At 68.3% G+C, this 22,211-nt stretch carries 15 protein-coding genes and 5 pseudogenes; 10 read left to right on the plus strand and 10 right to left on the minus strand.

The features are described from left to right. Nucleotides 1–380: 380 nt before the first annotated feature. Together IO29_RS29285 and IO29_RS29290 are read right to left on the minus strand one after the other, a co-directional pair. Nucleotides 381–686: a hypothetical protein gene (locus IO29_RS29285; protein WP_033226764.1), complete on the minus strand. Its 306-nt coding sequence runs from the start codon at nucleotides 684–686 to the stop codon at nucleotides 381–383. Nucleotides 687–961: 275 nt separating this feature from the next. Next, complete coding sequence (locus IO29_RS29290; RefSeq protein WP_030383000.1) at nucleotides 962–3,664, minus strand: excinuclease ABC subunit UvrA; 2,703 nt, start codon at nucleotides 3,662–3,664, stop codon at nucleotides 962–964. A 240-nt stretch (nucleotides 3,665–3,904) separates the two neighbouring features. On the opposite strand from IO29_RS29290, the gene IO29_RS29295 reads away from it, so the two are divergent. Further along, nucleotides 3,905–5,098: an alcohol dehydrogenase catalytic domain-containing protein gene (locus tag IO29_RS29295; RefSeq protein WP_030382999.1), complete on the plus strand. Its 1,194-nt coding sequence runs from the start codon at nucleotides 3,905–3,907 to the stop codon at nucleotides 5,096–5,098. Between the two features lie 167 nt (nucleotides 5,099–5,265). Continuing rightward, nucleotides 5,266–6,720 (plus strand): DUF4186 family protein, encoded by a 1,455-nt coding sequence (locus IO29_RS39120; protein WP_199808934.1) that lies wholly within the window; start codon nucleotides 5,266–5,268, stop codon nucleotides 6,718–6,720. A gap of 251 nt (nucleotides 6,721–6,971) precedes the next feature. Here the strand turns inward: IO29_RS39120 and IO29_RS39770 are convergent, their stop codons facing one another. Further along, nucleotides 6,972–8,237, minus strand: coding sequence for a LuxR C-terminal-related transcriptional regulator (locus tag IO29_RS39770; RefSeq protein ID WP_078618553.1), 1,266 nt, complete (start codon nucleotides 8,235–8,237; stop codon nucleotides 6,972–6,974). A gap of 93 nt (nucleotides 8,238–8,330) precedes the next feature. Here IO29_RS39770 and hxlB point away from each other — a divergent pair, with 93 nt between their 5' ends. The 5 genes from hxlB (at nucleotide 8,331) to nhaA (ending at nucleotide 13,526) form a co-directional block, all read left to right on the plus strand. Continuing rightward, a complete protein-coding gene (gene hxlB, locus IO29_RS29315) occupies nucleotides 8,331–8,924 on the plus strand; it encodes a 6-phospho-3-hexuloisomerase (RefSeq protein ID WP_106969930.1) in 594 nt (197 codons plus the stop codon). 77 nt (nucleotides 8,925–9,001) lie between these two features. After that, the gene (hxlA, locus tag IO29_RS29320; protein ID WP_030382996.1) at nucleotides 9,002–9,631 is read left to right on the plus strand and encodes a 3-hexulose-6-phosphate synthase; all 630 of its coding nucleotides are present in this window, start codon (nucleotides 9,002–9,004) and stop codon (nucleotides 9,629–9,631) included. A 53-nt stretch (nucleotides 9,632–9,684) separates the two neighbouring features. Further along, the gene (locus tag IO29_RS29325; RefSeq protein ID WP_030382995.1) at nucleotides 9,685–10,770 is read left to right on the plus strand and encodes an S-(hydroxymethyl)mycothiol dehydrogenase; all 1,086 of its coding nucleotides are present in this window, start codon (nucleotides 9,685–9,687) and stop codon (nucleotides 10,768–10,770) included. Continuing rightward, on the plus strand, nucleotides 10,770–11,399 hold the full coding sequence (locus tag IO29_RS29330) for an MBL fold metallo-hydrolase (protein ID WP_030382994.1): 630 nt from the start codon (nucleotides 10,770–10,772) through the stop codon (nucleotides 11,397–11,399). Before IO29_RS29325 ends, IO29_RS29330 begins: the two co-directional genes overlap by 1 nt. A 225-nt stretch (nucleotides 11,400–11,624) precedes the next feature. Further along, complete coding sequence (gene nhaA / locus IO29_RS29335) at nucleotides 11,625–13,526, plus strand: Na+/H+ antiporter NhaA (protein WP_078618548.1); 1,902 nt, start codon at nucleotides 11,625–11,627, stop codon at nucleotides 13,524–13,526. 245 nt (nucleotides 13,527–13,771) lie between these two features. Here the strand turns inward: nhaA and IO29_RS29340 are convergent. Then, a pseudogene (locus IO29_RS29340) lies at nucleotides 13,772–14,617 on the minus strand (ISL3-like element ISPfr2 family transposase); the annotation flags it as partial. Between the two features lie 120 nt (nucleotides 14,618–14,737). Between IO29_RS29340 and istA the strand changes: the two are divergent. Together istA and istB are read left to right on the plus strand one after the other, a co-directional pair. After that, a pseudogene (istA, locus tag IO29_RS29345) lies at nucleotides 14,738–16,151 on the plus strand (IS21 family transposase). Continuing rightward, complete coding sequence (istB, locus tag IO29_RS29350; RefSeq protein WP_234307686.1) at nucleotides 16,148–16,879, plus strand: IS21-like element helper ATPase IstB; 732 nt, start codon at nucleotides 16,148–16,150, stop codon at nucleotides 16,877–16,879. Before istA ends, istB begins: the two are co-directional and overlap by 4 nt. On the opposite strand, the gene IO29_RS37175 is transcribed toward istB, so the two are convergent. The 4 genes from IO29_RS37175 to IO29_RS29365 all read right to left on the minus strand — a co-directional run bounded on the left by IO29_RS37175 (nucleotide 16,815) and on the right by IO29_RS29365 (nucleotide 20,438). After that, entirely contained in the window at nucleotides 16,815–17,306 is a 492-nt protein-coding gene (locus IO29_RS37175; protein WP_030382990.1) for a hypothetical protein, read from the minus strand. The genes istB and IO29_RS37175 overlap by 65 nt on opposite strands. A 120-nt stretch (nucleotides 17,307–17,426) precedes the next feature. Then, a complete protein-coding gene (locus tag IO29_RS39775) occupies nucleotides 17,427–18,398 on the minus strand; it encodes a tyrosine-type recombinase/integrase (RefSeq protein WP_234307685.1) in 972 nt (323 codons plus the stop codon). A 664-nt stretch (nucleotides 18,399–19,062) separates the two neighbouring features. Further along, nucleotides 19,063–19,377 (minus strand): helix-turn-helix domain-containing protein, encoded by a 315-nt coding sequence (locus IO29_RS29360; RefSeq protein WP_030382988.1) that lies wholly within the window; start codon nucleotides 19,375–19,377, stop codon nucleotides 19,063–19,065. Then, complete coding sequence (locus tag IO29_RS29365) at nucleotides 19,374–20,438, minus strand: tyrosine-type recombinase/integrase (RefSeq protein ID WP_030382987.1); 1,065 nt, start codon at nucleotides 20,436–20,438, stop codon at nucleotides 19,374–19,376. Before IO29_RS29365 ends, IO29_RS29360 begins: the two co-directional genes overlap by 4 nt. Before the next feature lie 145 nt (nucleotides 20,439–20,583). On the opposite strand from IO29_RS29365, the pseudogene IO29_RS38145 reads away from it, so the two are divergent. After that, a pseudogene (locus tag IO29_RS38145) lies at nucleotides 20,584–20,733 on the plus strand (ATP-binding protein); the annotation flags it as partial. A gap of 56 nt (nucleotides 20,734–20,789) precedes the next feature. On the opposite strand, the pseudogene IO29_RS37185 reads toward IO29_RS38145, so the two are convergent. Beyond that, nucleotides 20,790–21,278, minus strand: a pseudogene (locus tag IO29_RS37185) (transposase family protein); the annotation flags it as partial. A 668-nt stretch (nucleotides 21,279–21,946) separates the two neighbouring features. Further along, a pseudogene (locus IO29_RS37190) lies at nucleotides 21,947–22,114 on the minus strand (antibiotic biosynthesis monooxygenase); the annotation flags it as partial. Nucleotides 22,115–22,211 lie beyond the last annotated feature (97 nt).

A 22,211-nucleotide genomic window follows, 5' to 3' on the forward strand; every position in this document is an offset into this window, starting at 1 on the left:
CCCTCGTCCGCTCCGGCGCCCGCTTCGAAAACGGCCACCTCGTCGAGGACCTCGAAGCCGCCTGAAACTCAACTCACCCACAAGTCTTGACAATTACTCCTGAAAAGTCCCTGGCAACTCGGACCTGGGACCTACGCATTACGAGACCGAGAGCGATCGTGCCGAGTGGTGCCGCACCATGCTCCCTGATGACGTTTTCCCAGATCAGGCCATGTGCGCCAGTCTTCCCCGTGCGGCCTCGTACTGGCTCGTCCAAAGGCGTCTGTCCACCGGCTGTCCACCGGAGCGCCCCTCTGGGCGGCTTCCAGTGACCATTCAGTTGCGCGCGTGGGACGACCCGAACCGACATAGCCCCTCCGTCCGACGCACTTGTCAGAGTCTCACAACTGCTGCTCACGCTCTCGGCGATCTCCTCGCTCGATGACGCGACGCAGCCGATGCGGGTGGTGCGGCACGCGGACGGTGACCTCGTGCGGAACCGGATCAGCGTCCCTCGGGCGCGGTGGGCCACAGGCGGTCTGGGCCGCGTCGCGCCACTCCAGCCACTTCGGATCGTTCAGGACTCCGTCGGGGTCAGGGATGCCGAGCGCTTCGAGGAAGACGACCAGGTCGTGATCGGAGTAGGCGGTGCCCAGGCTCTCGTCACGGCCCCGGCGGTAAACCGTGACCCGCCGGCCGCCCGCCACCGAGGGACGATGGACGGTTGCCCTTTTGCGGGCGACAGAGCGGAGTTACCAGTCGTAGATGACACTGAACTTGAGCTCCTGGTTCGTCTCCGCGCACCGGTTCAACTGTTCGCGGAGCACAGTCACGGCCAGAGCCCTCGACGTTCCTGCCGTGCCAGAGAGCCCAACCGTCCCGGCACCCACCAGCGGCGGCCCGCTGGCCCTTGGCCGGGGTCCCGCTCTGGTTGCCCTCCGAGCGTGTCTTGGCAAGAGGAGGAACTGCCTCTGCATGACCGTCATGCCGTGCGCTGTAGGGCTCCGGACTCCTCAAGCGCAGTCGTGAGGTACTTCGCTGATGCCCCGACGCCTCCTTCGGCGACCTGTGCCGGTGTGCCGCTGGCGACGACGGTGCCGCCGTCGTCCCCTGCCCCGGGCCCGAGGTCGATGACGTAGTCGGCAGCGGCGACCACTCGCATGTCAAGTGCGACCATCACGACGGTGTTGCCAGCTTCGACGAGGGTCTGCAGATGGGTGACGAGACGGTCGGCATCGGCGCAGTGCAGTCCCGTGGTCGGTTCGTCGAGTACGTAGAGGGTGTCTCCGCGCTGGGCGCGCTGCAGTTCGCTGGCGAGCTTGACGCGTTGGGCCTCTCCGCCGGAAAGCTCGGTGGCGGGTTGCCCGAGCCGCAGGTAGCCGAGTCCTACGTCGATGAGAACCGATAGGGAGCGCATGATGTCTTCCTCGCCGGTGAAGAAGTCGTGGGCTTCCTCGACGCTCATCGCGAGGATCTGGGCGATGTTCCGGTCGTGCCAGGTGATTTCCAGGGTGCTGGGTTTGTAGCGGGTGCCGTGGCAGTCCGGGCATTCGGTGTAGACCGAGGGCAGGAAGAGGAGCTCGACCATGACAGAGCCTTCGCCCTCGCAGGTCGGGCAGCGGCCGCTGGTGACGTTGAAGGAGAAGCGGCCGGGTTTGTAGCCGCGGGCGCGTGCTTCGGGTGTCTGGGCGAAGCGGTTGCGTACGTGGTCGAACAGGCCGGTGTAGGTGGCTACGTTGGAGCGGGGCGTGCGGCCGATGGGCTTCTGGTCGATGCTGACCACGCGGCGTACGCCGGCCAGGTCTCCCTCGATGGCGCCTTCGAGTCTGTCGGGGGAATCGGCCAGGAGCAGCTCGTCGTCCTCGGGGGCCTCGTCGACGGGTACGGCGTTGCCCAGGTGCTCGGCGAGCAGCGCGGGCAGTGCCTGGCTGACCAGGCTGGACTTGCCGGAGCCGGATACGCCGGTCACGGCGGTGAGGGCGCCCATGGGGATCGACACGGATACGCCGCCAAGGTTGTTGCGGGTGACGCCGTTGAGTTCGATCCATGAGGTTGACCGGCGGGGTGAGTGCGGGGGCAGGCCGCTGCCGCCGAAGAGGTATCCGCGGGTCACTGATTCTTCGACGTCGGCGAGGCCGTCGGTCGGGCCGCTGTAGATGATCCGGCCGCCGCGCTCGCCCGCGCCGGGGCCGATGTCGACGAGCCAGTCGGCGTGCCGCATGACGTCGACGGAGTGCTCGACGACGAACAGGCTGTTGCCCCGGCGCTTGAGTCCGTCGAGGATCCCGAACAGCGCGGTCACGTCCTGCGGGTGCAGGCCTGCCGAGGGCTCGTCGAGGACGTACACGACGCCGAAGAGATCCGAGGTGAGCTGGGTGGCCAGCCGCAGGCGCTGCAGTTCACCGCCCGAGAGGGTGGGTGTGGTGCGGTCCAGGGAGAGGTAGCCGAGCCCGAGGTCGATGATGGGGCGCAAGCGGTCGACCAGCTCTTTGCCCAGGCGGGCGGTTGTGGCCAGTTTTTCGGCCGAGCGGTTGGGGGTGCGGCGTACGTCGGGCGCGGCTGCGTGGGCGGATCCGCCGGCCTCGACGCGCTGCTGAACGGCCTGCCGGCGCACGTCGGCGTGGAGGGCCCCACCGGCGGTGCCTGTAGGGCCGGGGTTGGCAGCTGCCTGCCGCGAGGCGTCGGCGACGGCTCCGTCCAGGAGCAACGCGAGTTCCCGCACGGGCAGGCCTGAGAAGTCGGCGATGTCGAGCCCGTCGAAGGTCACGGACAGGGCTTCGGGCTTGAGCCGTTTGCCGTGGCAGGACGGGCAGGGGGCCACGTCGAGGAACTGGGCGACGCGGCGCTTCATCGAGGCGCTCTTGGTGTTGGCGAAGGTGTGGAGCACGTAGTTGCGTGCTCCGATGAATGTGCCTTGGTAGCTCGGTTCGACGCCCGCCTCGATCGCGGCGCGGGCCTCGGAGAGGGTGAGCCTGGAGTGGACGTGGACGGAGGGCGTCTCGTCGGTGTAGAGGATCCAGTCCCGGTGCTTCTTCGGCAGGTTCTTCCAGGGGACGTCGACGTCGTAGCCGAGTGCGACCAGGACGTCGCGCAGCTGGTGGCCGTGCCAGGCTGTCGGCCATGAGGCGATCGCCCGCTCGCGAATGGTGAGGGAGGGGTCCGGCACCATCTTCTGTTCGGGCACCTCGTAGACGCGGCCGATGCCGTGGCACTGCGGGCACGCGCCCTCGACAGTGTTGGCGGAGAAGTCCTCGGCGTAGAGCATCGGCTGATCGTCGGGGTAGTCTCCGGCGCGCGAGTAGAGCATGCGCACCAGGGACGAGAGCGTGGTGATGCTGCCGACCGATGAGCGGGTGCTGCGCCCTCCGCGCTGCTGCTGCAGGGCGACGGCCGGAGGCATTCCGGTGATGGAGTCGACGTCGGGGACGCCGGCCTGGTCGATCAGCCGTCTGGCGTACGGGGCCACCGACTCAAGGTAGCGCCGCTGCGATTCCGCGTAGAGGGTGCCGAAGGCGAGGGACGACTTGCCCGACCCGGAGACGCCGGTGAAGACCACCGTTGCGTCGCGCGGGAGTGTCAGGTCAACTCCCTTGAGGTTGTGCTCGCGAGCGCCCAGCACCCGGACGTCGGCCTGGACGGGCTGGGGCTCCTGAGGAGCGGGCGCGGGCGCTGCTGCGTCGGTCATGTTTCCACGCTAACAATGCTCGGACCTGCGCAGACGGAGGCGAGGGGCCTTGGCCGGGGGCGTGGCGCGCAGCGTTAGTGCGTTGGCACGCAGGGCCTAGACGAGGGCGAGTCCGGCGTGTTCCGGCATGCGTACGTTGGATGTGAGCCATACGTTGGGAAGGCCGAGGCCGCGAAGCCGCCCAAATGACCGCCGACACTGACTCGGCCGAGTCACCGTGAATCAGCAGAGGAGATCGTCATGGCAAGCAGCAACCGTGCTGTCACCTTTCAGAACCCGAAAGACATGCGCGTCGAGTCGCTCGACTTCCCGAAGCTTCAGATGCCGAACGGGAAGAAGGCCCCGCACGGAGTCATCCTCAGGATCGTCGCCACCAACATCTGCGGGAGCGACCTGCACATCTACCGCGGGTCCTTCCCGGTGCCCCAGGGCATGGTGATGGGGCACGAGATGACCGGTGAGGTCATCGAGGTCGGCCCCGACGTCGAGTTCCTCAGTGAGGGCGACCTCGTCTCCGTCCCGTTCAACGTCGCCTGCGGCCGATGCCGCAACTGCAGGGCGCGCCGGACCGACGTCTGCGAGACCACAAACCCCAAGGTGTCCTGCGGAGCGTACGGCTTCAACCTGGGCGACTGGACCGGCGGCCAGGCCGAGTACCTGTTCGTCCCGTACGCCGACTTCCAGCTCCTGCGCTTCCCGGACCGGGACCAGGCCATGGCGAAGATCCGTGACCTGGCGCTGCTCTCGGACATCCTGCCCACCGCGTTTCACGGTCTCATGGAGGCCGGTGCCAAGCCGGGCTCGACCGTGTACATCGCCGGCGCCGGCCCGGTCGGCCGCTGCGGCGCAGCAGCGGCGCGGCTCCTCGGGGCGTCCTGCATCATCGTGGGCGACTACCACAAGGACCGCTTGGAGCTGGTGAAGAAGAACGGCTGCGAGACGATCGACCTGAGCCAGGACGCGGCGCTCACCGACCAAATCGAGGCCATCCTGGGCGAACCCATGGTCGACTGCGCAGTGGACTACGTCGGCACCGAGGCACACGGCATCGGCCGCGAGGCCGAGGACATGGACCCGGCCTACGCCATCAACCAGGTGCTCGACGCCACCCGCGCGGGCGGGGCCACCGGAGTCATCGGCGTCTACGGCCCCGACCCGCTCGCGAAGTCGAAGGCCGAGCAGGAGGGAACGTACCCGATCGACTTCGGCAAGGCCTGGATCAAGTCGCCGCGGATCGCCGCCGGGCAGGCACCGATCATGCACTACAACCGCGAGCTGATGATGGCGATCCTGTGGGACCGCATGCCCTACCTGAGCGCCATGCTCAACACGAAAGTGATCAGCCTCGACGACGCCCCCGACGCCTACGCGACCTTCGACACGGGAGTGGCCGAGAAGTTCATCATCGACCCCCACGGCCTCATCCCCGCCTGAGGCCTGCACTGCGGCCCGCAGTCCCGCAACGGGACTGCGGGCCGGCCCCTGCCCTGCCGACGCATCAGTCGGCGAAAGCCCTAGAACACCCCTGCGGCGTACGATGGGACGGAGCGCCGTGAGCGTAGATCTGATCCATGCAAGGCGGCCCAGAGAAAGGCATGGCCATGGCACAGGACGGTTTGGCGCTGCCGCGCCTGACGTCCTTCTCCACCCGTCGCGCCCCTCAGGGCGACGAGGTCGACTACTGGCGTCAGGCCAGTCAGAAGGCCTACGTGTCGGCCAGGACGGACCCGGTCGGCAACGCCTTCGACGGGGAGATCAGGCTAGGCCAGTACACGGATTTCCGTTTGTCCACCAAACGGGCCCGCCCCGAGGAGGTCCGGCGCTCGGCCGGCGACATCGCGCAGGGCCGCGAAGACGACGACTACCTGTACCTGGTGTTCCAGCTGAGTGGTGACTTTCTCGTCGAACAGGCAGGACGTCAGACGCTCGCGACTCCCGGTTCGCTGGTGATCTACGACAGTGCCGCGCCCTTCTCTCTGTCTGCGAAGGAGGAGTACGAGCAGGTCGTCCTCGAGCTGCCCGCCGACAGGGCATTCGCGCAGGCCGGCGTGAGCCGCAGCAACGACCTGCTCGCCCGGACGTTCGACTGCGGCGGGGCGATGGGCGCGGTGGCGGCGTTCTTCGTGAACCTCGCGCAGCGCCAGGACGGGGACCGCCTGGGCGCGCACCTCCTCGAGCCCCAGGCGACCGCGCTGGGAACCTCGCTCCTCGGCCTGATCGCCCCCGGTCGGTGTCAGGTGCCCGAGGCGCTGCGGCGCGGGCAGGCGGCAGCCTACATGCGCGCGCATCTGGCAGACCCCGATCTGGACGCAGAGGGCATCGCCGCGGGCCTGCACGTTTCCCGCCGCACTCTGTTCCGCCTCTTCGAGGGCACGGGCGAGTCCGCCATGGCGCGCCTGCGGTCTCTGCGGCTCGAGCGCGCCCGGGTGATGCTGCGGACGCAGCCGGGCAAGCGGATCTCCGCGATCGCGCAGGAGACGGGTTTCTCCAGTTCGGTGCAGTTCTACCGTGCCTTTCGCGCGGTGGCCGGCATGACTCCCAGCGAGTACCGGGAGGCCGACTTCGTGGAAGGACCTGATACATCCGGTCGTCCTGGGGCTGGAGACATGACGTCCGCGGGGGCGTCTGCGGGTGGTGAGAGGACGAGCGGGGCCATGGAGCAGGACCGGCTGGATGCCGTACTGGAACGGATCGCCCGGATTCCCTTCCGCGCCAAGTTCCATCTCCGCCCGGCCGAGCGTGAGTACGTCGCCTTGCGCGGCATGGTGGCCGTGCGACGGCACGCCCGTGAGCTCATCGACAGCCGCCTTGCCCCGGCCTGTCCGGTGAGGGACGGCAGGCAGACCCCCTGGGGAGGCCATCCCGTCTTCCGAGCCCAGCACGCCACGGCGACCTGCTGCCGCACCTGCCTGCAGATCAACCACGGGATCGCCAAGGGACGCGAGCTCAGCGAGCAGGAGCGGGAGCGTGTCGTCGGCCTTATCTGCCTCTGGATCGAGAGGGAGTGCCGGGCCGGGCCGCGGCGGTTGCCGGATCCTCCTGCGACCCTGTTCTGATTCCCCGGCGGGCCCTGTCAGGCCCCTGCTCTTGTTGCAGCGCGCGACGGCGCGGTTTCCGGCTTCGCGGTCTGGACGCGTGCACCGTGGTTGCCGAGCGCGCGGCGGCTCTCGACCGGCTGCGGCACCTCACAAGGGCGACAGGCCCCGGGGCGGGCCCGTCCGTGTTTGGGCGCCGCTCTCACGCTGTACCCACGGTCACCGACGTGCTGGAGCCCTGCGGCTGTCCCGGTCGAGGATCGGGATCGCCGTCATCGCATGCCGGCTTCGGTGGCCAGGGCGGCTGCGGCGGCTCGGGAGGTGACGCCGAGCTTGTGGTAGATCTGGCTGGTGTGGAACTTGACGGTGTTCTCGCTGATGCCGAGCTGCGTAGCGATCTGCCGGTTGCGGCGGCCGGAGGCGAGCAGGCGCAGGACTTCCGTTTCCCTGGGAGCCAGACCCCACGTTTCGGTGGGCTGTTCGGAGGTGTCCGGGGGGTCGAGCGGGATCTGCACTTCGAGGCGGGAGCCCCAGTTCTCTACCGCTTCCAGGTCGAGGCGACCGCCCAGCGCTGTGGCGCGGGCGCCGAGTTGGCGCAGTGCGGGGCCGGAGCTGTCCATGCTGCCGGGGCCGTCGTCTCTCACGGAGACGAGCAGGTGTGTTCCGTCGCAGTTCCATTGGACCCGGATGCGGGTGACTTCTTCCTGGTCGCGCATCAGCAGGACGGCGCTGCGCACGATGGCTCGTGCTGCGTGTGCGACTTCTCCGGGAAGCGCGCGGCCGTCTGCCGGGGGCTCGATGAACTGTATTTGCAGTGCTTCGTAGCGGCTCAGGGGGCGCAGGTCGTTCTTGAGGCGTTCGAAGGCGCGGGCGACCGGTTCCTCGGCGATGAAGGCGGCCAGGTCTGCTCCGCTCCTGGTGCGGATCAGGGCGTCGGCGGCGAGGTCGATCGCCTGGGTACGGGCTCGGGCGTCGTCGAGGTCTCGGCTGCGCAGGGCGGCGAGCAGGGATTCCAGGTCGGTGACGTGCCGGTCCGTGAGTTCGGCGGTGACCCGGAGCCTCTCGCTGGTGACCGCACGCGATTCCTGCAGGTAGTCGGGTGCCGCCTCGGCGACCTGCCGGGCGATGCAGGCGGCTGCGACGCTCCACAGGATCCGTGTGTGGGCGGCGCGGTCTTCGCCCGGGGGTTCTTGCACGGGGCAAAGGACGAGTACGGCTCCGGTGCCGTCTCCCAGGACCGCCACGTCGCGGGGCAGGCCGCCGAACTGTGCGCGCCCGGCCCACTGACCGCCTGCAGCCCGGTCGCGCAGGGCTGCGAGTTCGGCGATGGTCACGTTCTTCGTGATCTCCGGGTCGCCAGCCTTCTTGCGGGGACGCCCGGTGCATTCCTCGGTGAAGATCACCAGCGCTTCGTGCGGCCACACGCCGTCGAGGGCCGTGTGCAGGCGGTCGGCCACGTCCTGCAGTGGAGCTGTCGCCACCAGGTTCAAACGGGCTGCCAACCCTTTACCGTTTTGCACCAAAAGATCGTTCGTCACCACTTCATCGTCGCACAGAACCTCCCTGAATGGGTAGGTAAATTGCCCCGAAGGTTGAATGACGACTACCTGTCCGTTGGGGATGCTCGTTGTGTGAACGAAACGCTCTTGGAATCACCCCGTCCCGTGCGGCCGTCCTGGAAGGACAGCAGCGCGCTCGTCGTGGCGGAGGCGACCCGAGCGGTCGAGGCCATTGCCCCCGGGGAAGCCGAACGCCTGCTCTCCGCCACGACTGCGGCGTCGAGGGTCTTCATTCTCGGGCAGGGGCGCTCGGGCATCGCTCTGCGTGCCCTGGCCATGCGGCTGATGCACCTCGGGCTCCGCGTGCATGTCGTCGGTGACGCTACGGCGCCGGCCATCGCGGCGGGAGACCTCCTGCTGATCGCCTCAGGCTCGGGACGCACCCCCTCGGTGCTTACTGCGGCCCGGTCCGCCATCGCGGCAGGCGCCGAGGTGGCGGTCATCACCGCCGCTCCGCACTCGCCCCTGGCCTCCCTGACGCCGACCGTTCTGGTCGTACCCGCGGCCGCGAAGCGGGACCGGTCCGGGCAGGCCTCGGCCCAGTACGCCGGCAGCCTGTTCGAGCAGGTGCTGTGGCTCCTCGGAGACGGGTTGTTCCACGCGCTCTGGCAGCGCAGCGGTCTCACGGCCGACGAACTGTGGGCCCGCCACAGCAATCTCGAATGACCTGCGCGGCATACGCCCGCAGAACCACGAACGCCCGGGAGACCGCCGGGCGACTCACGCCGGAAGGAAACACCGTCATGCGACTGCAGGTAGCCATCGACCTATTGACTACGGAAGCCGCCCTGCGGCTGGCCGGGCAGGTCGCTCCCTACGTCGATGTCATCGAACTGGGCACCCCGCTGATCAAGAGCGAGGGCATGTCCGTCATCACGGCGGTCAAGAACGCCCACCCCGACAAGACCGTCTTCGCGGACCTGAAGACCGCCGACGCCGGTGAGCTGGAGGCACGTCTCGCCTTCGACGCCGGCGCCGACCTGGTCACCGTTCTGGGTACGGCCGACGACTCCACCATCAACGGCGCGGTCGTCGCCGCCCGCGCCGCTTCCAAGGGCGTGGTCGTCGACCTCATCAACGTCACGAACAAGGCCACGCGTGCCAAGGAAGCGCACGCCCTGGGGGCGGTGTTCGTCGAGTTCCATGCCGGGCTGGACGAACAGGCCCTGCCCGGATACAGCCTCCAGGCGCTTCTGGATGCCGGTTCGAGCTCGGGGGTCCCGTTCTCCGTCGCCGGCGGCGTCAGCACAGCCACCATCGCCGCGGTACAGGACTCCGGCGCCCGGACCGCCGTGGCAGGCAGCGCCATCTACAGCGCGAACGACCCAGCTGCGGCGGCGGCCGCCCTGCGCGCCCTGATCAGCCGCCCCTGACCGGGCTCGGCACAGCACCGTTCAACGACAACACAGCAAGCAAGGTGAACAACGTGGCACAGCAAGTTCAGGCAGTGATCGCACCGGGCAAGAACGAGCCGGTCCGGGTGGAGACGATCGTCGTGCCGGATCCCGGCCCCGGCGAGGCCGTGGTGAAGATCCAGGCGTGCGGCGTCTGCCATACCGACCTTCACTACAAGCAGGGCGGCATCGGCGATGACTTCCCGTTCCTGCTCGGTCATGAGGCCGCAGGTGTCGTGGAGTCCGTCGGCGAGGGCGTCACCGACGTCGCCCCCGGCGACTTCGTCATCCTTAACTGGCGGGCGGTGTGCGGCCAGTGCCGTGCCTGCCGGCGCGGGCGCCCCTGGTACTGCTTCAACACCCACAACGCGAAGCAGAAGATGACCCTGCTGGACGGCACCGAGCTCACGCCGGCCCTCGGCATCGGCGCGTTCGCCGAGAAGACCCTCGTGGCGGCCGGCCAGTGCACCAAGGTCGACCCCGAGGTTTCCCCGGCCGTCGCCGGACTGCTCGGCTGCGGCGTGATGGCCGGCATCGGCGCCGCCATCAACACCGGCCAGGTCGGCCGGGGCGACTCCGTCGCCGTCATCGGCTGCGGCGGCGTCGGCGACGCGGCGATCGCCGGGGCCCGGCTGGCCGGCGCGGCGAAGATCATCGCGGTGGACATCGACGACCGCAAGCTCGAGATGGCGAAGACGATGGGCGCCACCCACACCGTCAACTCCCGCACCAGCGATCTGGTCGGGGAGGTCCGCGCGCTCACCGGCGGACACGGTGCCGATGTCGTCATCGATGCGGTCGGCCGCCCCGAGACCTACCGTCAGGCGTTCTACGCCCGTGACCTGGCCGGCACGGTCGTCCTGGTCGGTGTCCCCAACCCTGACATGATGCTGGAGCTGCCGCTCCTCGACGTCTTCGGCCGCGGTGGCTCCCTCAAGTCGGCCTGGTACGGAGACTGTCTGCCCTCCCGCGACTTCCCGATGCTGGTCGACCTGCACCTGCAGGGGCGCCTCAATCTCGGCGCTTTCGTCACCGAGACGATCGGCATCGCCGACGTCGAGGAGGCGTTCCAGCGGATGCGCGACGGTGAGGTCCTGCGCTCGGTGATGGTGTTCTGATGGCGGCCCGCATCGACCTCCTGGTCACCTCCGGGACGTTCGCTCTCGACGGAGGCCAGTGGGACGTCGACAACAACGTCTGGATCGTCGGCGACGACTCCGAGGCGGTCGTCATCGACGCCGCACACGATGCCTCGGCGATCGAGGCCGCGCTCGGCGGCCGTAGGCTGCGCGCGATCATCTGCACGCACGCGCACAACGACCACATCGACGCGGCTCCCGCACTGGCCGAGGCCACCGGCGCACCGATCCTGCTGCACCCCGATGACCTCCCGCTGTGGAAGCAGACGCATCCGGACCGGCTTCCCGACCAGGAGCTGGCCGATCACCAGATGCTGGAGATCGCCGGAACCCCGTTCCAGGTCCTGCACACTCCCGGCCATTCCCCGGGAGCGGTCTGCCTCTACGCTCCGGCGCTCAACGCGGTGTTCTCCGGCGACACGCTGTTCCGTGGCGGGCCCGGCGCAACCGGACGCTCCTTCTCGCACTTCCCGACGATCATCGACTCCATCCGGGACAGACTGCTCACTCTCCCGCCGGCGGTCGCGGTGCACACCGGGCACGGCGACTCCACCACCATCGCAGCCGAGAGCGGACACCTCGGCGAATGGATCGCCCGCGGGCACTGACGGCCGGCGTTCACGGCACGGGCGGCTCACCTCGCTGCCCCGAGCCGTGAACGTCCCTGCCGCGGTGGGCGGCAGGGGAACGGGGTCCCGGACCGCCCCGGGGCAGGCGATGCCCGCTCGCCTCGGGGCGGACCGAGCGCAGTCGTGAGCACTGCGCACGGTCCGGGGGTCTGTAATGCTCATTGCACACCGTGCCTTGCGCACCAGACAGGCAGAAGACGGAACATGACCACCACCACACCCCGGCCTGCCGGCCCTGAGGGCATCGGCCAGACCGTGCGTTCCGAGAGCCAGCGCTCGCCCCTGCGCGACTTCCTGCGCACCGAGACCGGCAGCGCCGTCGCCCTCATCGTCGCTTCCGTCGCCGCTCTCGTGTGGGCCAATGTCTCCCCCGGCTCCTACGAGCACTTCTGGGAAACGTCGCTGTCCGTGCACCTGGGGACCGCCGGCGTCGATCTGGAACTGCGCGAATGGGTCAACAGTGGCTTGATGGCCGCCTTCTTCTTCGTGGTCGGGCTCGAGGCACGGCGCGAGTTCGACATGGGTGAACTGCGGCAGAGAAGCCGGATGACCCTGCCACTGTTCGCCGGCCTGGCCGGGATGGGCGTGCCCGTTCTGATCTTCCTGGCCTTCGCCGCCACCACCGATGCCGGCGGAGGCTGGTGCGTGGCCATGTCGACCGACACGGCCTTCGCCCTGGGCACCCTGGCGCTGCTCGGCAAGCGGCTTCCCGACGCCCTGCGCACCTTCCTGCTGACCGTGGCCATCGTCGACGACGTCGTGGCCCTCGCCGTCATCGCGTTCGTCTACAGCAGCAACCTCTCGTGGCCGGCGCTGCTGATCGCCCTGGCCCTCTTCGTCGCGGTTCTGGGCATCCGCCGCGCAGGGGTGCGCCACAGCGTCCCCTACGTCGTCGTCGCCGCGGCCATGTGGGTCGCACTCCTCAAGTCCGGCGTCGACCCCGTAGTGACCGGCCTGGCCCTCGCCATGATCACCTACGCCTACCCCGCCTCGCGCACAGACCTGGAACGCACCAGCGGCCAGTTCAGGCTCTTCCGGGAGCAGCCCACCCCGGAACTGGAACGCTCGCTGCGCCAGGGCCTCGCAACGGTGATCTCACCCAACGAACGCCTGGAACCGATCTTCCACCCCTGGTCCAGCTACATCATCGTGCCTCTCTTCGCCCTGGCCAACGCGGGGATCCACATCACCTGGGCCGGCTTCACGGACGCTGTGACCTCCCCGATCACGCTCGGCATTCTGATCGCTTTCGTTCTCGGAAAGCCGCTCGGCATCGCCCTGTGCGCTGCATTCACCACATGGGTCAGCCGTGGCCGTCTGCGGCCGCAGGTGGGCTGGGGCGCTGTTCTGGCCGGCGGCAGTGCCTCCGGCGCCGCCTTCACCGTGTCCCTCCTCATCGCCGCTCTTGCTTTCAACGAGGAGCAGCTCACCGAGGCCAAGTACGGCATCCTCGCCACCATCCCCCTCTCCTTCGCCCTCACCTGGCTGATCACGGTGGGCATCCGTGCGCTGCCCCGGACGGGACGCGCCCGTGCACTCATGGGAACAGGCGAGAGCATCATCGACCTCTTCGCCCCGGTCGACGAGGAACGCGACCACATCCGCGGACCCGTGAACGCGCCCGTCACCGTCGTCAAGTACGGCGACTTCGAGTGCCCCTACTGCGCACAGGCCGAGCCCATGATGCGCCAGCTCCGGGACGACGTCGGAGGTGACATCCGCTTCGTGTGGCGCCACCTGCCGCTCGACGATGTACACCCCCATGCGCAGCTCGCCGCGGAGGCGTCCGAAGCGGCGGCCCGGCAGGGCGCCTTCTGGCCGATGCACGACGCACTGCTCGCCCACCAGGGCGAGCTCAGCCCTGAGGATCTGCTGCGCCATGCCGAGGACCTCGGCCTTGACGTGAAGAAGTTCGAGCGGGACCTCAGGACCCACACAGTCGCCTCCCGCATCGCGGAGGATGTCGAGTCCGCCGACCGCAGCGGTGTCGCCGGCAGCCCGACGTTCTTCGTCAACGGCCGGCTGCACCGCGGGGCGTACGATCTCGCCACGCTCACCGAGTCCGTTCGCGCGGCGCAGGAACGCGCATCTATCACCGAGCGCTGACAGCGGTCCTCGGAATCGGCCCCGGCGTTGTTCCTGACCGTTCGCGAGAGACCGGTCCCTGGTCGTGCTGCGGATTACGGTCAGGGGCATCACGTACCGGCTGCAGCCCCTTGTGGCCGGTGTCCCGTGGTCCGGCCGGGGGTGCCAGGTTTCCGGTCGCGGATGTGCACAAGTTCCCCGACAATGACCTTTCCGACCGGTCGGCGTTTCATGGATCGGTCGGTGACCTCCCACCCGTTGGCGGCTCATCCCAATCGGGGGTGTAGGAGTTGGGGTCTGAAGCCGCCGGTCTCGAGCAGGCTTCGGGCGATGTAGTTGGTCAGGTTGCGGAACCCGAGTGCGGAGCCGCGCAGGTGTTCGAGCCGTCCGTTGAGCGCCTCGGTCGGCCCGTTGCTGGTGCCGGGTCGTTCGAAGTAGGCGAGCACGTCGGCGGCTCGCTTCTTCAGGGTCCGGCCCAGGGTGGTGAGCTCGGTGAGCACCTTGGGGACGCCGGCGCTGAGGTCGGTGATCAGCTTCTCCATGAGCTCGCGGCCACGTTGCCGGTCCTCGTGGCGATAGGCGGCGATCATGCGCTGGTAGACACCCCAGGTCGCCTCGACCTCGACGTGAGCGTCATCAACGAACAGCGCGCGTAGCCTGTCGCTCTGCTTGTCGGTGAGCAGGTCCGCGCCGGTGTGCAGCGTGCGCCGCGACTTGTAGAGCGGGTCGTCCCTGAACCCACGGTGCCCGTGGATCGCGAGTTGGACCCGGCGCCGGCACCTGTCGAGGGCGTCACCGGCCAGGCGCACGACGTGGAAGGGATCCATCACCGTGACCGCGTCCGGGATCTCCTCCGCAGCGGCGGTCTTGAACCCGGTGAAGCCGTCCATCGCGACCACCTCGACCGCGTCACGGAAGGCGTCGTCGCGGTCGGCGAGCCAGGTCTTGAACGCCGCCTTCGACCGGCCCTCGACCATGTCCAGCAGCCTTGCTGGGCAGGCGCCATCGCGGACCGGGGTGAGGTCGATGATCACGGTGACGTACTTGTCGCCACGCCTGGTGTGGCGCCAGACGTGCTCATCGACGCCAATGACCTTCACGCCCTCGTGTCGGCGTACAAGCGAACGTGCACCACCTCGTACGGATGAAAGTGCACCATTCCTGATGCGGTGACGGGGTGCCGGCCGTGAGTCTGCTGCTGTCGTTTCGGGGCGGCAGGGAGGCGGCTGACGGTGGTCTTGGATCCACATCGATGGCTGGAGTTGAGGCGGTTCCGGCCGCTGTACGAGTCCGGTGCGATGAGCCTGCGGGAGATCGCGAAGGAGACCGGGCTGAACCGCCGGACGGTCAGCAAGTACCTCAAGGACCCGGCCTCGCTCGCGCCGCCGAAGAGAGAAGTAGCAGATCAGCGGCCTCGGCGGGTGGTGGACGAGGTCGCGCCGCTGATCGACGCGATGCTCAGGTCCGAGATCCTGCTCAAGGGGAAGGTGATTCACGAGCGCCTCGTCCAGGAGTACGGGGCCAGCATCAACTACCAGCGGGTGAAGCTCTATCTGCAGGAAGCCCGGCCTCGGATCGCGGACGAGTTGGGCATTAGCCCGGGCGAGCTCGCGGGCCTGCACCGGCGGTTCGAGGTCGTCCCGGGTGCTCAGGCCCAGGTCGACTGGGGCGACGAAGGCAAGATCCTCGCCCATGTCGGCATCCCGAAGGTTTACTCCTTCCACATGACGCTGTCGTACTCGCGCGACCCGTTCTGCTGCTTCACCACCAGCCAGGACCTGGCGACGTTCTTCGACTGCCACCGGGCCGCGTTCGCGCACTTCGGCGGGGTGCCGATGAGCATCGTCTACGACCGCACCAAGACGGTCGTGCGTCGGCACGTCGCCCCCGGGTGAGGCGGTTCCGTTGCATCCGGAGGCGGTCGCCTTCGCCGGGCACTACGACTTCGACATCGATGTGCTGGCCGCCTACCGGCCCCAGGGCAAAGGCCGGGTCGAGCGCCAGGTCGGCATCGTCCGCGACCATGTCCTGGCCGGTCGGGCGTTTGCCTCCATCGAGGAGCTGAACGCCGCCTTCGCTGCCTGGGTACCACTGCGGCGGGCGAAGGTCCACGGCACCCACGGCGAAGTCATCGGACACCGGGCCGTGCGCGACCACATGGCCCTGCGTCCGCTGCCGGCGACCCCCTACGTGGTCACCCAGCGGCATCTGCGGCATGTCGGCAAGGACTGCCTGGTCGCCTTCGACGCGAACCTCTACTCCGTTCCCGCCCGGAAGGTCCGCCCCCGCCAGCTGGTCGAGGTCCGGGCCACGAAGTCCCAGGTCAGCCTGCACTCCACCGTCCCCGACACAGGTGGCCAGACCTTGTTGGCCGTTCACCCGCGGGCTGTTGGACGAGGCGCCCGCATCGTGGATGAGACGCACTGGGACGGCCTTCCCACCGGTGCCGGCCGCCGCGTCACCACCGGCGACGCTCTGCCTTCGCCCCGCCGCGGCCAGCCGTCGAAGGCGGAGGCCGGACCGCTGCAGGCTCTGCTGAACCGGGCCGCCGCCGCGAACGTCGAGGTCGGCCGCCGTCCGCTGTCGGTCTATGACGAGCTGACCGGCACCCGACCCTTCACCGCCCCGACCAAGGAAGCCCGTTGAGCGAGCTGACCAGCACCCGCATCCGCACCACCGCCGCCAAGCTCGGCCTGCCGCACCTGGCCGAGGCCCTGAACCAGTACGTCCAGCGGGCCAACGAGGCCAAGATGGGCTACCTCGACCTGCTCGACCTGGTGCTGTCCGAGGAACTCGCCGTCCGCGACGACCGCCGCTTCCGCAACGGCCTGCGGCTGTCGAAGCTGCCGCACCACAAGACGCTGGAGGACTACGACTTCTCCTTCCAGCCCGACCTCGACCCGCGCAAGGTCAAGGACCTGGCCACCCTCTCCTTCGTCGAGGACAAGGCCAACGTCGCTCTGCTCGGGCCGCCAGGGGTCGGCAAGACGCACATCGCCGTCGCCCTGGCGGTCGCGGCCTGCCGGGCCGGCTACTCGATCTACTTCACCAGCCTCGACGACATGGTCCGCCACCTCAAAGCCGCTGAGGACCAGGGCCGGCTGATCAGCAAGCTCACCAGCTACCTCCGCCCCGCGGTCCTCGTGGTCGACGAGGTGGGCTACCAGCCGCTGGAGCGGACCGAGGCGAACCTGGTCTTCCAGGTCATCTCCAAGCGTTACGAGAAGGGCTCGATCATCCTGACCTCGAACAAGACATTCGGCAAAGCGCACATGTTCCGGCGAACCTGTGCCAGGTGCTGCCGAAACTTCACGGGTTCGATGGTGTCGAGGAGGCTTCCCAGTCGCCTCGATGTTCGCGCCACGCGGTCCTGAGGGTTTCGAGTTCGGTGCGGGGGAAGTGCTCACCCCACTTGCCGCGGTATGTGGTCTCGCCGTACTCCCTCACGACCTCGTCGAAGCATCGGATCATTGCTCGGGCCACGACGTCGATGTCCTGCTGGGTGGACCAGATCTCGGCCCCCGTGTTGTCGTGGGCACTACCGTTGGCCAGCTGAAGCAGGCGGATCCACACGTTGGTGCCATCACGGTAGAAGATCCATCGGAAGGCGGTGGGCTCGGCCTCGAATTGCGCTCGACATTCGGTCTCGCCGACGATCAGACGTGTTACTGCCGTCAAGAGATCTTCGGGGGCAGTGGTGATATAGGAGGCCGTGACTTCGGCTTCTGCCTGGTGGTCGCTGACGATGCAGTCGGCCCAACCATGTCCGGACAGGACCCAGACGAGTCGCAGGTGGGCCATCCTCTTTCCCTTCTTTCGGTCGCGGGTTCCCTGCGCTGACTACCGAGGGCTCTCGCAGCCGTCCGAGTCTGGGGCATGGCGAGACTGCTGACCAGCGGATTCTCTGATGCTGGGTGTCCCTCAGTGATCGGGCAGGCGCCCGGGGTCGACATGGTCGGCGAGATAGATCAGGGTGGCTTGCGGGTCCATGCCGAAGGCTGCGGCGACGAGCTTGGGGTCCATGGTGTTCACCAGGTCGACGAGCCGGGTGCTGCGGATCATCCGTGGTGGGAAGCCGCAGTCGTCAAGAACGTGGGAAAGATAGGCAGTTGAGGCCGGGCTCCGCCCGGCCTTGGTTCCTTTGGTGACCATGACGTGCGGGTTGGCCGTGGGCCATGCCTCACGGTGGGCCAGGCACCGCTGCAGCACTGTCCAGGAGGCGGGGTCCAGGGGGACGGGATGGGGTCGCTTTCCCAGCCGGGCAGTATGGGCCTGCTGGTCGATGTCGTCGGTCTTCAGCATCCGCATCTCGGAGCTGGAGGCGCCATGCAGCAGAGCGAGCATGCCCATCACCGCTTCATGCGGGTGCACGTGCTTGTCGGTTGTCCACCGCCTAAACAGCTCGCGCTGCTGGTCGAGGGCGAGGGTCTGGCCGCGGAAGCCGTTCGTCTCCTTTGCTACCAGCTCGCGGGTGGGGTCGACCAGCAGCATCTTCTGGGACCGGGCGAAACGGAAGAACTGCCGCAGCACGGTCAGCCGCCGCTTGCGTCCCTTGGGCAGGGTGGACAGGAAGGCTTCGACGTCGTGCACGTCGACGAGGGCCCAGGCGTTCTTGTCCCGATCGTCGACCAAGAAGACGGCCAGGTCACGCAGGGTGGCCAGGGCTGTCTCCAGGGTGTGATTGCTGCGTGGGCGGGTGCCGGCTCGGCGGGCTCGGTCCTGGGCCCGCATCCGGGAGGCGTTGAAGGCGGCGACGGCTTGCCGCAGCGGTTCGGGGACGGCCTCGATACGTCGTTGCCTTCGGCCGGCGGCGAGCCGTTCGGCCTGGTCGGTGGGCAGTGCCAGGTGGTGGAGGGTGAAGAAGTCCTCGAGTGCGCGGGCGAAGGAGCCCATCGACCGTCCGGGTCTGCGGGATCTTTCCAGCAGGGCCTGGGGTGAGGTGGAGTGCCCGTCTTCCAGGAGTCGGCCGAGGTCGGTGACGAAGCTGCAGGCTCTGGCGATGCAGTGCCGGGCGGCGACATGAGCGACGAAGTCCCCCAGCCAGGAAGGTGGATCGGCGAGTCGGTCGCGGAGGTGTTCACCACGGATGAAGGGACGGCCAGGGTGCTTTTGCCAGCAGGCCGAGCACAGCCCCAATCCCGCATGTCGCCGCACCTGACCGCACTCGTGACAGGTCCTCGGAGACTGCTTCTCCTGCCTGGGCCGTGAACAGTGGCCGCACCAGCCGGTCGCCTCACGCAGATAGCCGGGCCTGCGGCAGCGCGGACATGTCTGCTGGGCTGCCGCTTGGTCGGCCTTGCGCCGGCAGTCGCGGCACAGACGGTTCTGCGATGACCGGACGGGGTGGCCGCATTCCTCGCATACGCGTGAGCAGATGATGCAGCGGCCGGTGTCCTGCTGCAGGACGCGGTCGCGGCCGCAGCCGGGGCAAACCGCCTTGGCGGCCTGCTCGTTCAGTCGGCGCCAGCACCGGCAGCAGTGCTGGCGGTCGAGATATCCGACGGGGGCGCCGCAGGTGACACAGTCTCGTTGCTTCTTGCCCATCGCAGCCCGCCGATCACAAAGGCGGCATCGACCGGCCCCTGGCGGAGACGGCCTGCGGCAGGTCAGCGACTGGACGAGGAGGTGTGAGGGGCCGTTCGACGGGGGTGGTGTCGACCTCGATCAGGTCGTTGGGAGTGCATTCCAGCGCGGTGCACAACGCGGCCAGCGTGGTCATCTTCACCTGCGAGGGTTCCTTGGTGAACAGCGCAGACACCGAAGCCGAGGACAGTTCCAGGCCGGCCTTCTCGGCCAGCAGCCGCCGCAGTTCCGTCCCGGTCCACACCTCGCGCTGAGCGGCAGCCATGCGCAGCCGCCATTGGATCTTCATGCTGTGGTGTCCTTCCCGGTCAGCTCGGCCAGAGTGCTGGCGACGGCGCGTTGATAGGCGTCCTCGATGAAGGTCGCGGAGGGCCGGACATACCGCATGGTCGAGCTGACAGTCCAGTGACCGAGCATTTGCTGGATCGCGACGAGATCGACGCCGCGTTCGTAGTTGTGCGTCGCGCATGCTCTTCGCAGAGCATGCGGGCTGAACCGCTCGGATGCCGGGCGTCCTTCGAGTTCCATCAGATAGCGAAGCCGGTTGCGGATGGTCCCGCGGTGCAGGCTGCCGCCGGACTCGTCGGCGAAGAGCACCGGCGAGTCGGGGAACTTGGGCCGCACGTCCTCCAGGAACCACCGCAAGACCAGGTCCAGACCGTCGAGCATGGGCACCCACCGAGGCCGCGGCCCGGACGTGTGGGCTCCCTTGCCGAAGCGGACGTGGAGCTTGCCGAACGGGCCTCGGGTGAAGTGCAGATCCGGCTTCTCCAACAGCGATGCCTCCTCCGAGCGGAGCCCGGCGTGATACAGCGTCCGGAACATCGCATAGTCCCTCGCTGCGGGTCCGTACTTCCTCGCGGTCGCGATCCTCTGTTTCATGAAGGAGAAGAACTCGTTCACCCGCTCTGGTGTCGGCGGCGGCAGCAGGGCTGGAGAATCGTCGCCGACATGGCGGGAAGCGTTGAATTCGTCGACCGGGCAGACCAGTCGGACGCCGAATGCGGCCTCGATCTCGGCCGATTTGCGAGCCTGCAGGAACCGGTGGAAGCCCTTGAAGATCTGCACGTACTCGCGGCGGGTCGACGTCGCCCGGCCCTTCACCGCGAGATCACCGACCACCCGGTCAATGTCCTCGGGCGTGACGTCCCACGCAGGCCGTCCCAACGCGGTGAGTGTCCGCTCCAGCAGGCCGATGTCGTTGTCGATGGTCACCGGGCTGAACCCACGGGCCCTCCACGAGGCGACGAACGCGTCGACGCACATGGTCTGGAACTGCCACGGATCCGTAGTCAGCGGCCCCTGCGGGACGGCCCCGCCCGCGATGACGTGCAGTCTCGCCTCGGCCACCGGCACACCTTCCTCGCACCTGAACGGTCAAGGCAGCACCTTGAAAACCGGGGTGCCACCACGAGAACCAACGAGGACCCCAGGAGCGGGATACGGCCAGGTGGCAGCAGCAACTCTTGAGAGGGAACAAGTGCCAGCCCCAGATGAATGGGGCCAGGTCTTCGGCGACGAGGTCCTCGCCACCGCGATCCTCGACCGCCTCCTGCACCACTGCGACGTCGTCTCGATCAACGGCAACAGCTACCGGCTCAAGAACCGCCTCCAGGCCATCGAACGGGACACCGACGTAGCCTGAGCAGTGGTGCACACAACTTCGTACTCGGTGGTGCACTCAGATGAGTACGCGGACACCTCGAACCGCGTGGGGTCGTTGATCAGCAGCCGATTGCCTTCGGCCAGGACCGCGTTGTTGGCGGTGTCCCACGCGACCCCGAGTCCCTCGGCGACACGGGCGACGGTGAGGTGTGCGACCACGATCCCTTCCAGCGCCCACCGCAACCCGGTGCGCGAGAGCTTCGCGCGTGGCTCCGCCGCGGCGCTGGTGTCTTGGCGCCACACGTGTCCGCAGTCGGCACAGCGGTAGCGGCGCACTACAACTTCCAGCACGGTCGGTCGCCAGCCCAGCGGCTCGTGGGCCAACCGCCGGATCACGGTGTCACGAGCAGCGCCTTCGCTGCCGCACCGTCGGCAAGACTGATCTGGTTCCACCACGCGGCACGCGAGGACCGCACGATCCGGTTCAAGTCGTTGCCCGGTCACGCTCAGACCGAGGCCGTCGAGTCGAGCGAAGGCGGTCAGGTCAGGGCGGCCGAAGCCGGCCGGCGGGGTAGCGTCGGACACGTCGAGGTCTTTCGGATGGATGGCGTAGGAACCTCCATCGTCGGGAGACCTCGACGTCTATCTGCGGACCGACGCAAACGCAGGGCAGGGGCGGTTCGGTTCTGGTGGTCGCGCAATGCGCTGGCCTCACGGCTCTGCCCGACACCGACGTCGCTCTCCTCTGCGACGGACCCCTCGCCGGCTGAGCGCTCGCGGCCGGCATCCTGTCCGTGTGCCGATATGCCTCGCTCCGCTCGGCAACGCAGCGTGGCGTTGTGTCGCGACCTGGACGTGCGAGGTGTCAACGGTGCGTCGGCGCAGCGATCGTTGTGTGCGCAGCGAGATGCTCCATGCCGCACGCGCGGCGCGCACGAACGCAACGCCCCGGAACGCCAACGACCCGTCATCGCTGCGACGCGCAACGCGTCTCCCGTCACGGCAACGGATCGCAACCACGACCCGCCCACGGCGCCTCGCGGGACGGAGGGCAAGTTGACACAGTTGCGCTGCCATGGAACCGCGCTGGCTCTCTCGATGACCACCGGTGAAACAGTGCCGCTCCAGGCTTGCGCCTGGTGTTGCCTGGCCTCCTCGTGATCGGCCCGTCGGGGATCGTCAACGTGGTGCGGGTGTCGAGGCGGTCGGGTCCGACGGCTCGGCGGGGCGCGATCGTCTCGTGCGTTGGCGGACTACGGGAGCTTGGACGCGAGGACGTCGGCCGCCAGGATCTCGGGTGCTGCGCCGAGGAGGTGCTGGTTGGCCATCAGGGCTGCGACGATGGCGCCGTTGGCGTGGGCGTCGCGAGCGGCCTCGTCGGGGAATGCATCGAAGATCCAGAAGGTGTCGGCGTGGGTCCTAGTGTCCTGCGCCGGAGATCCGTCGGCAGAAGCGGGCGAGGGAGTCGAGGATTTCCTCGGCGGTCTTGGTCCAGATGAACGGCTTGGGATCTTCGTT

Source organism: Streptomyces sp. NRRL F-6676, from assembly GCF_000725625.1.
Taxonomy (GTDB): Bacteria; Actinomycetota; Actinomycetes; order Streptomycetales; family Streptomycetaceae; genus Streptomyces.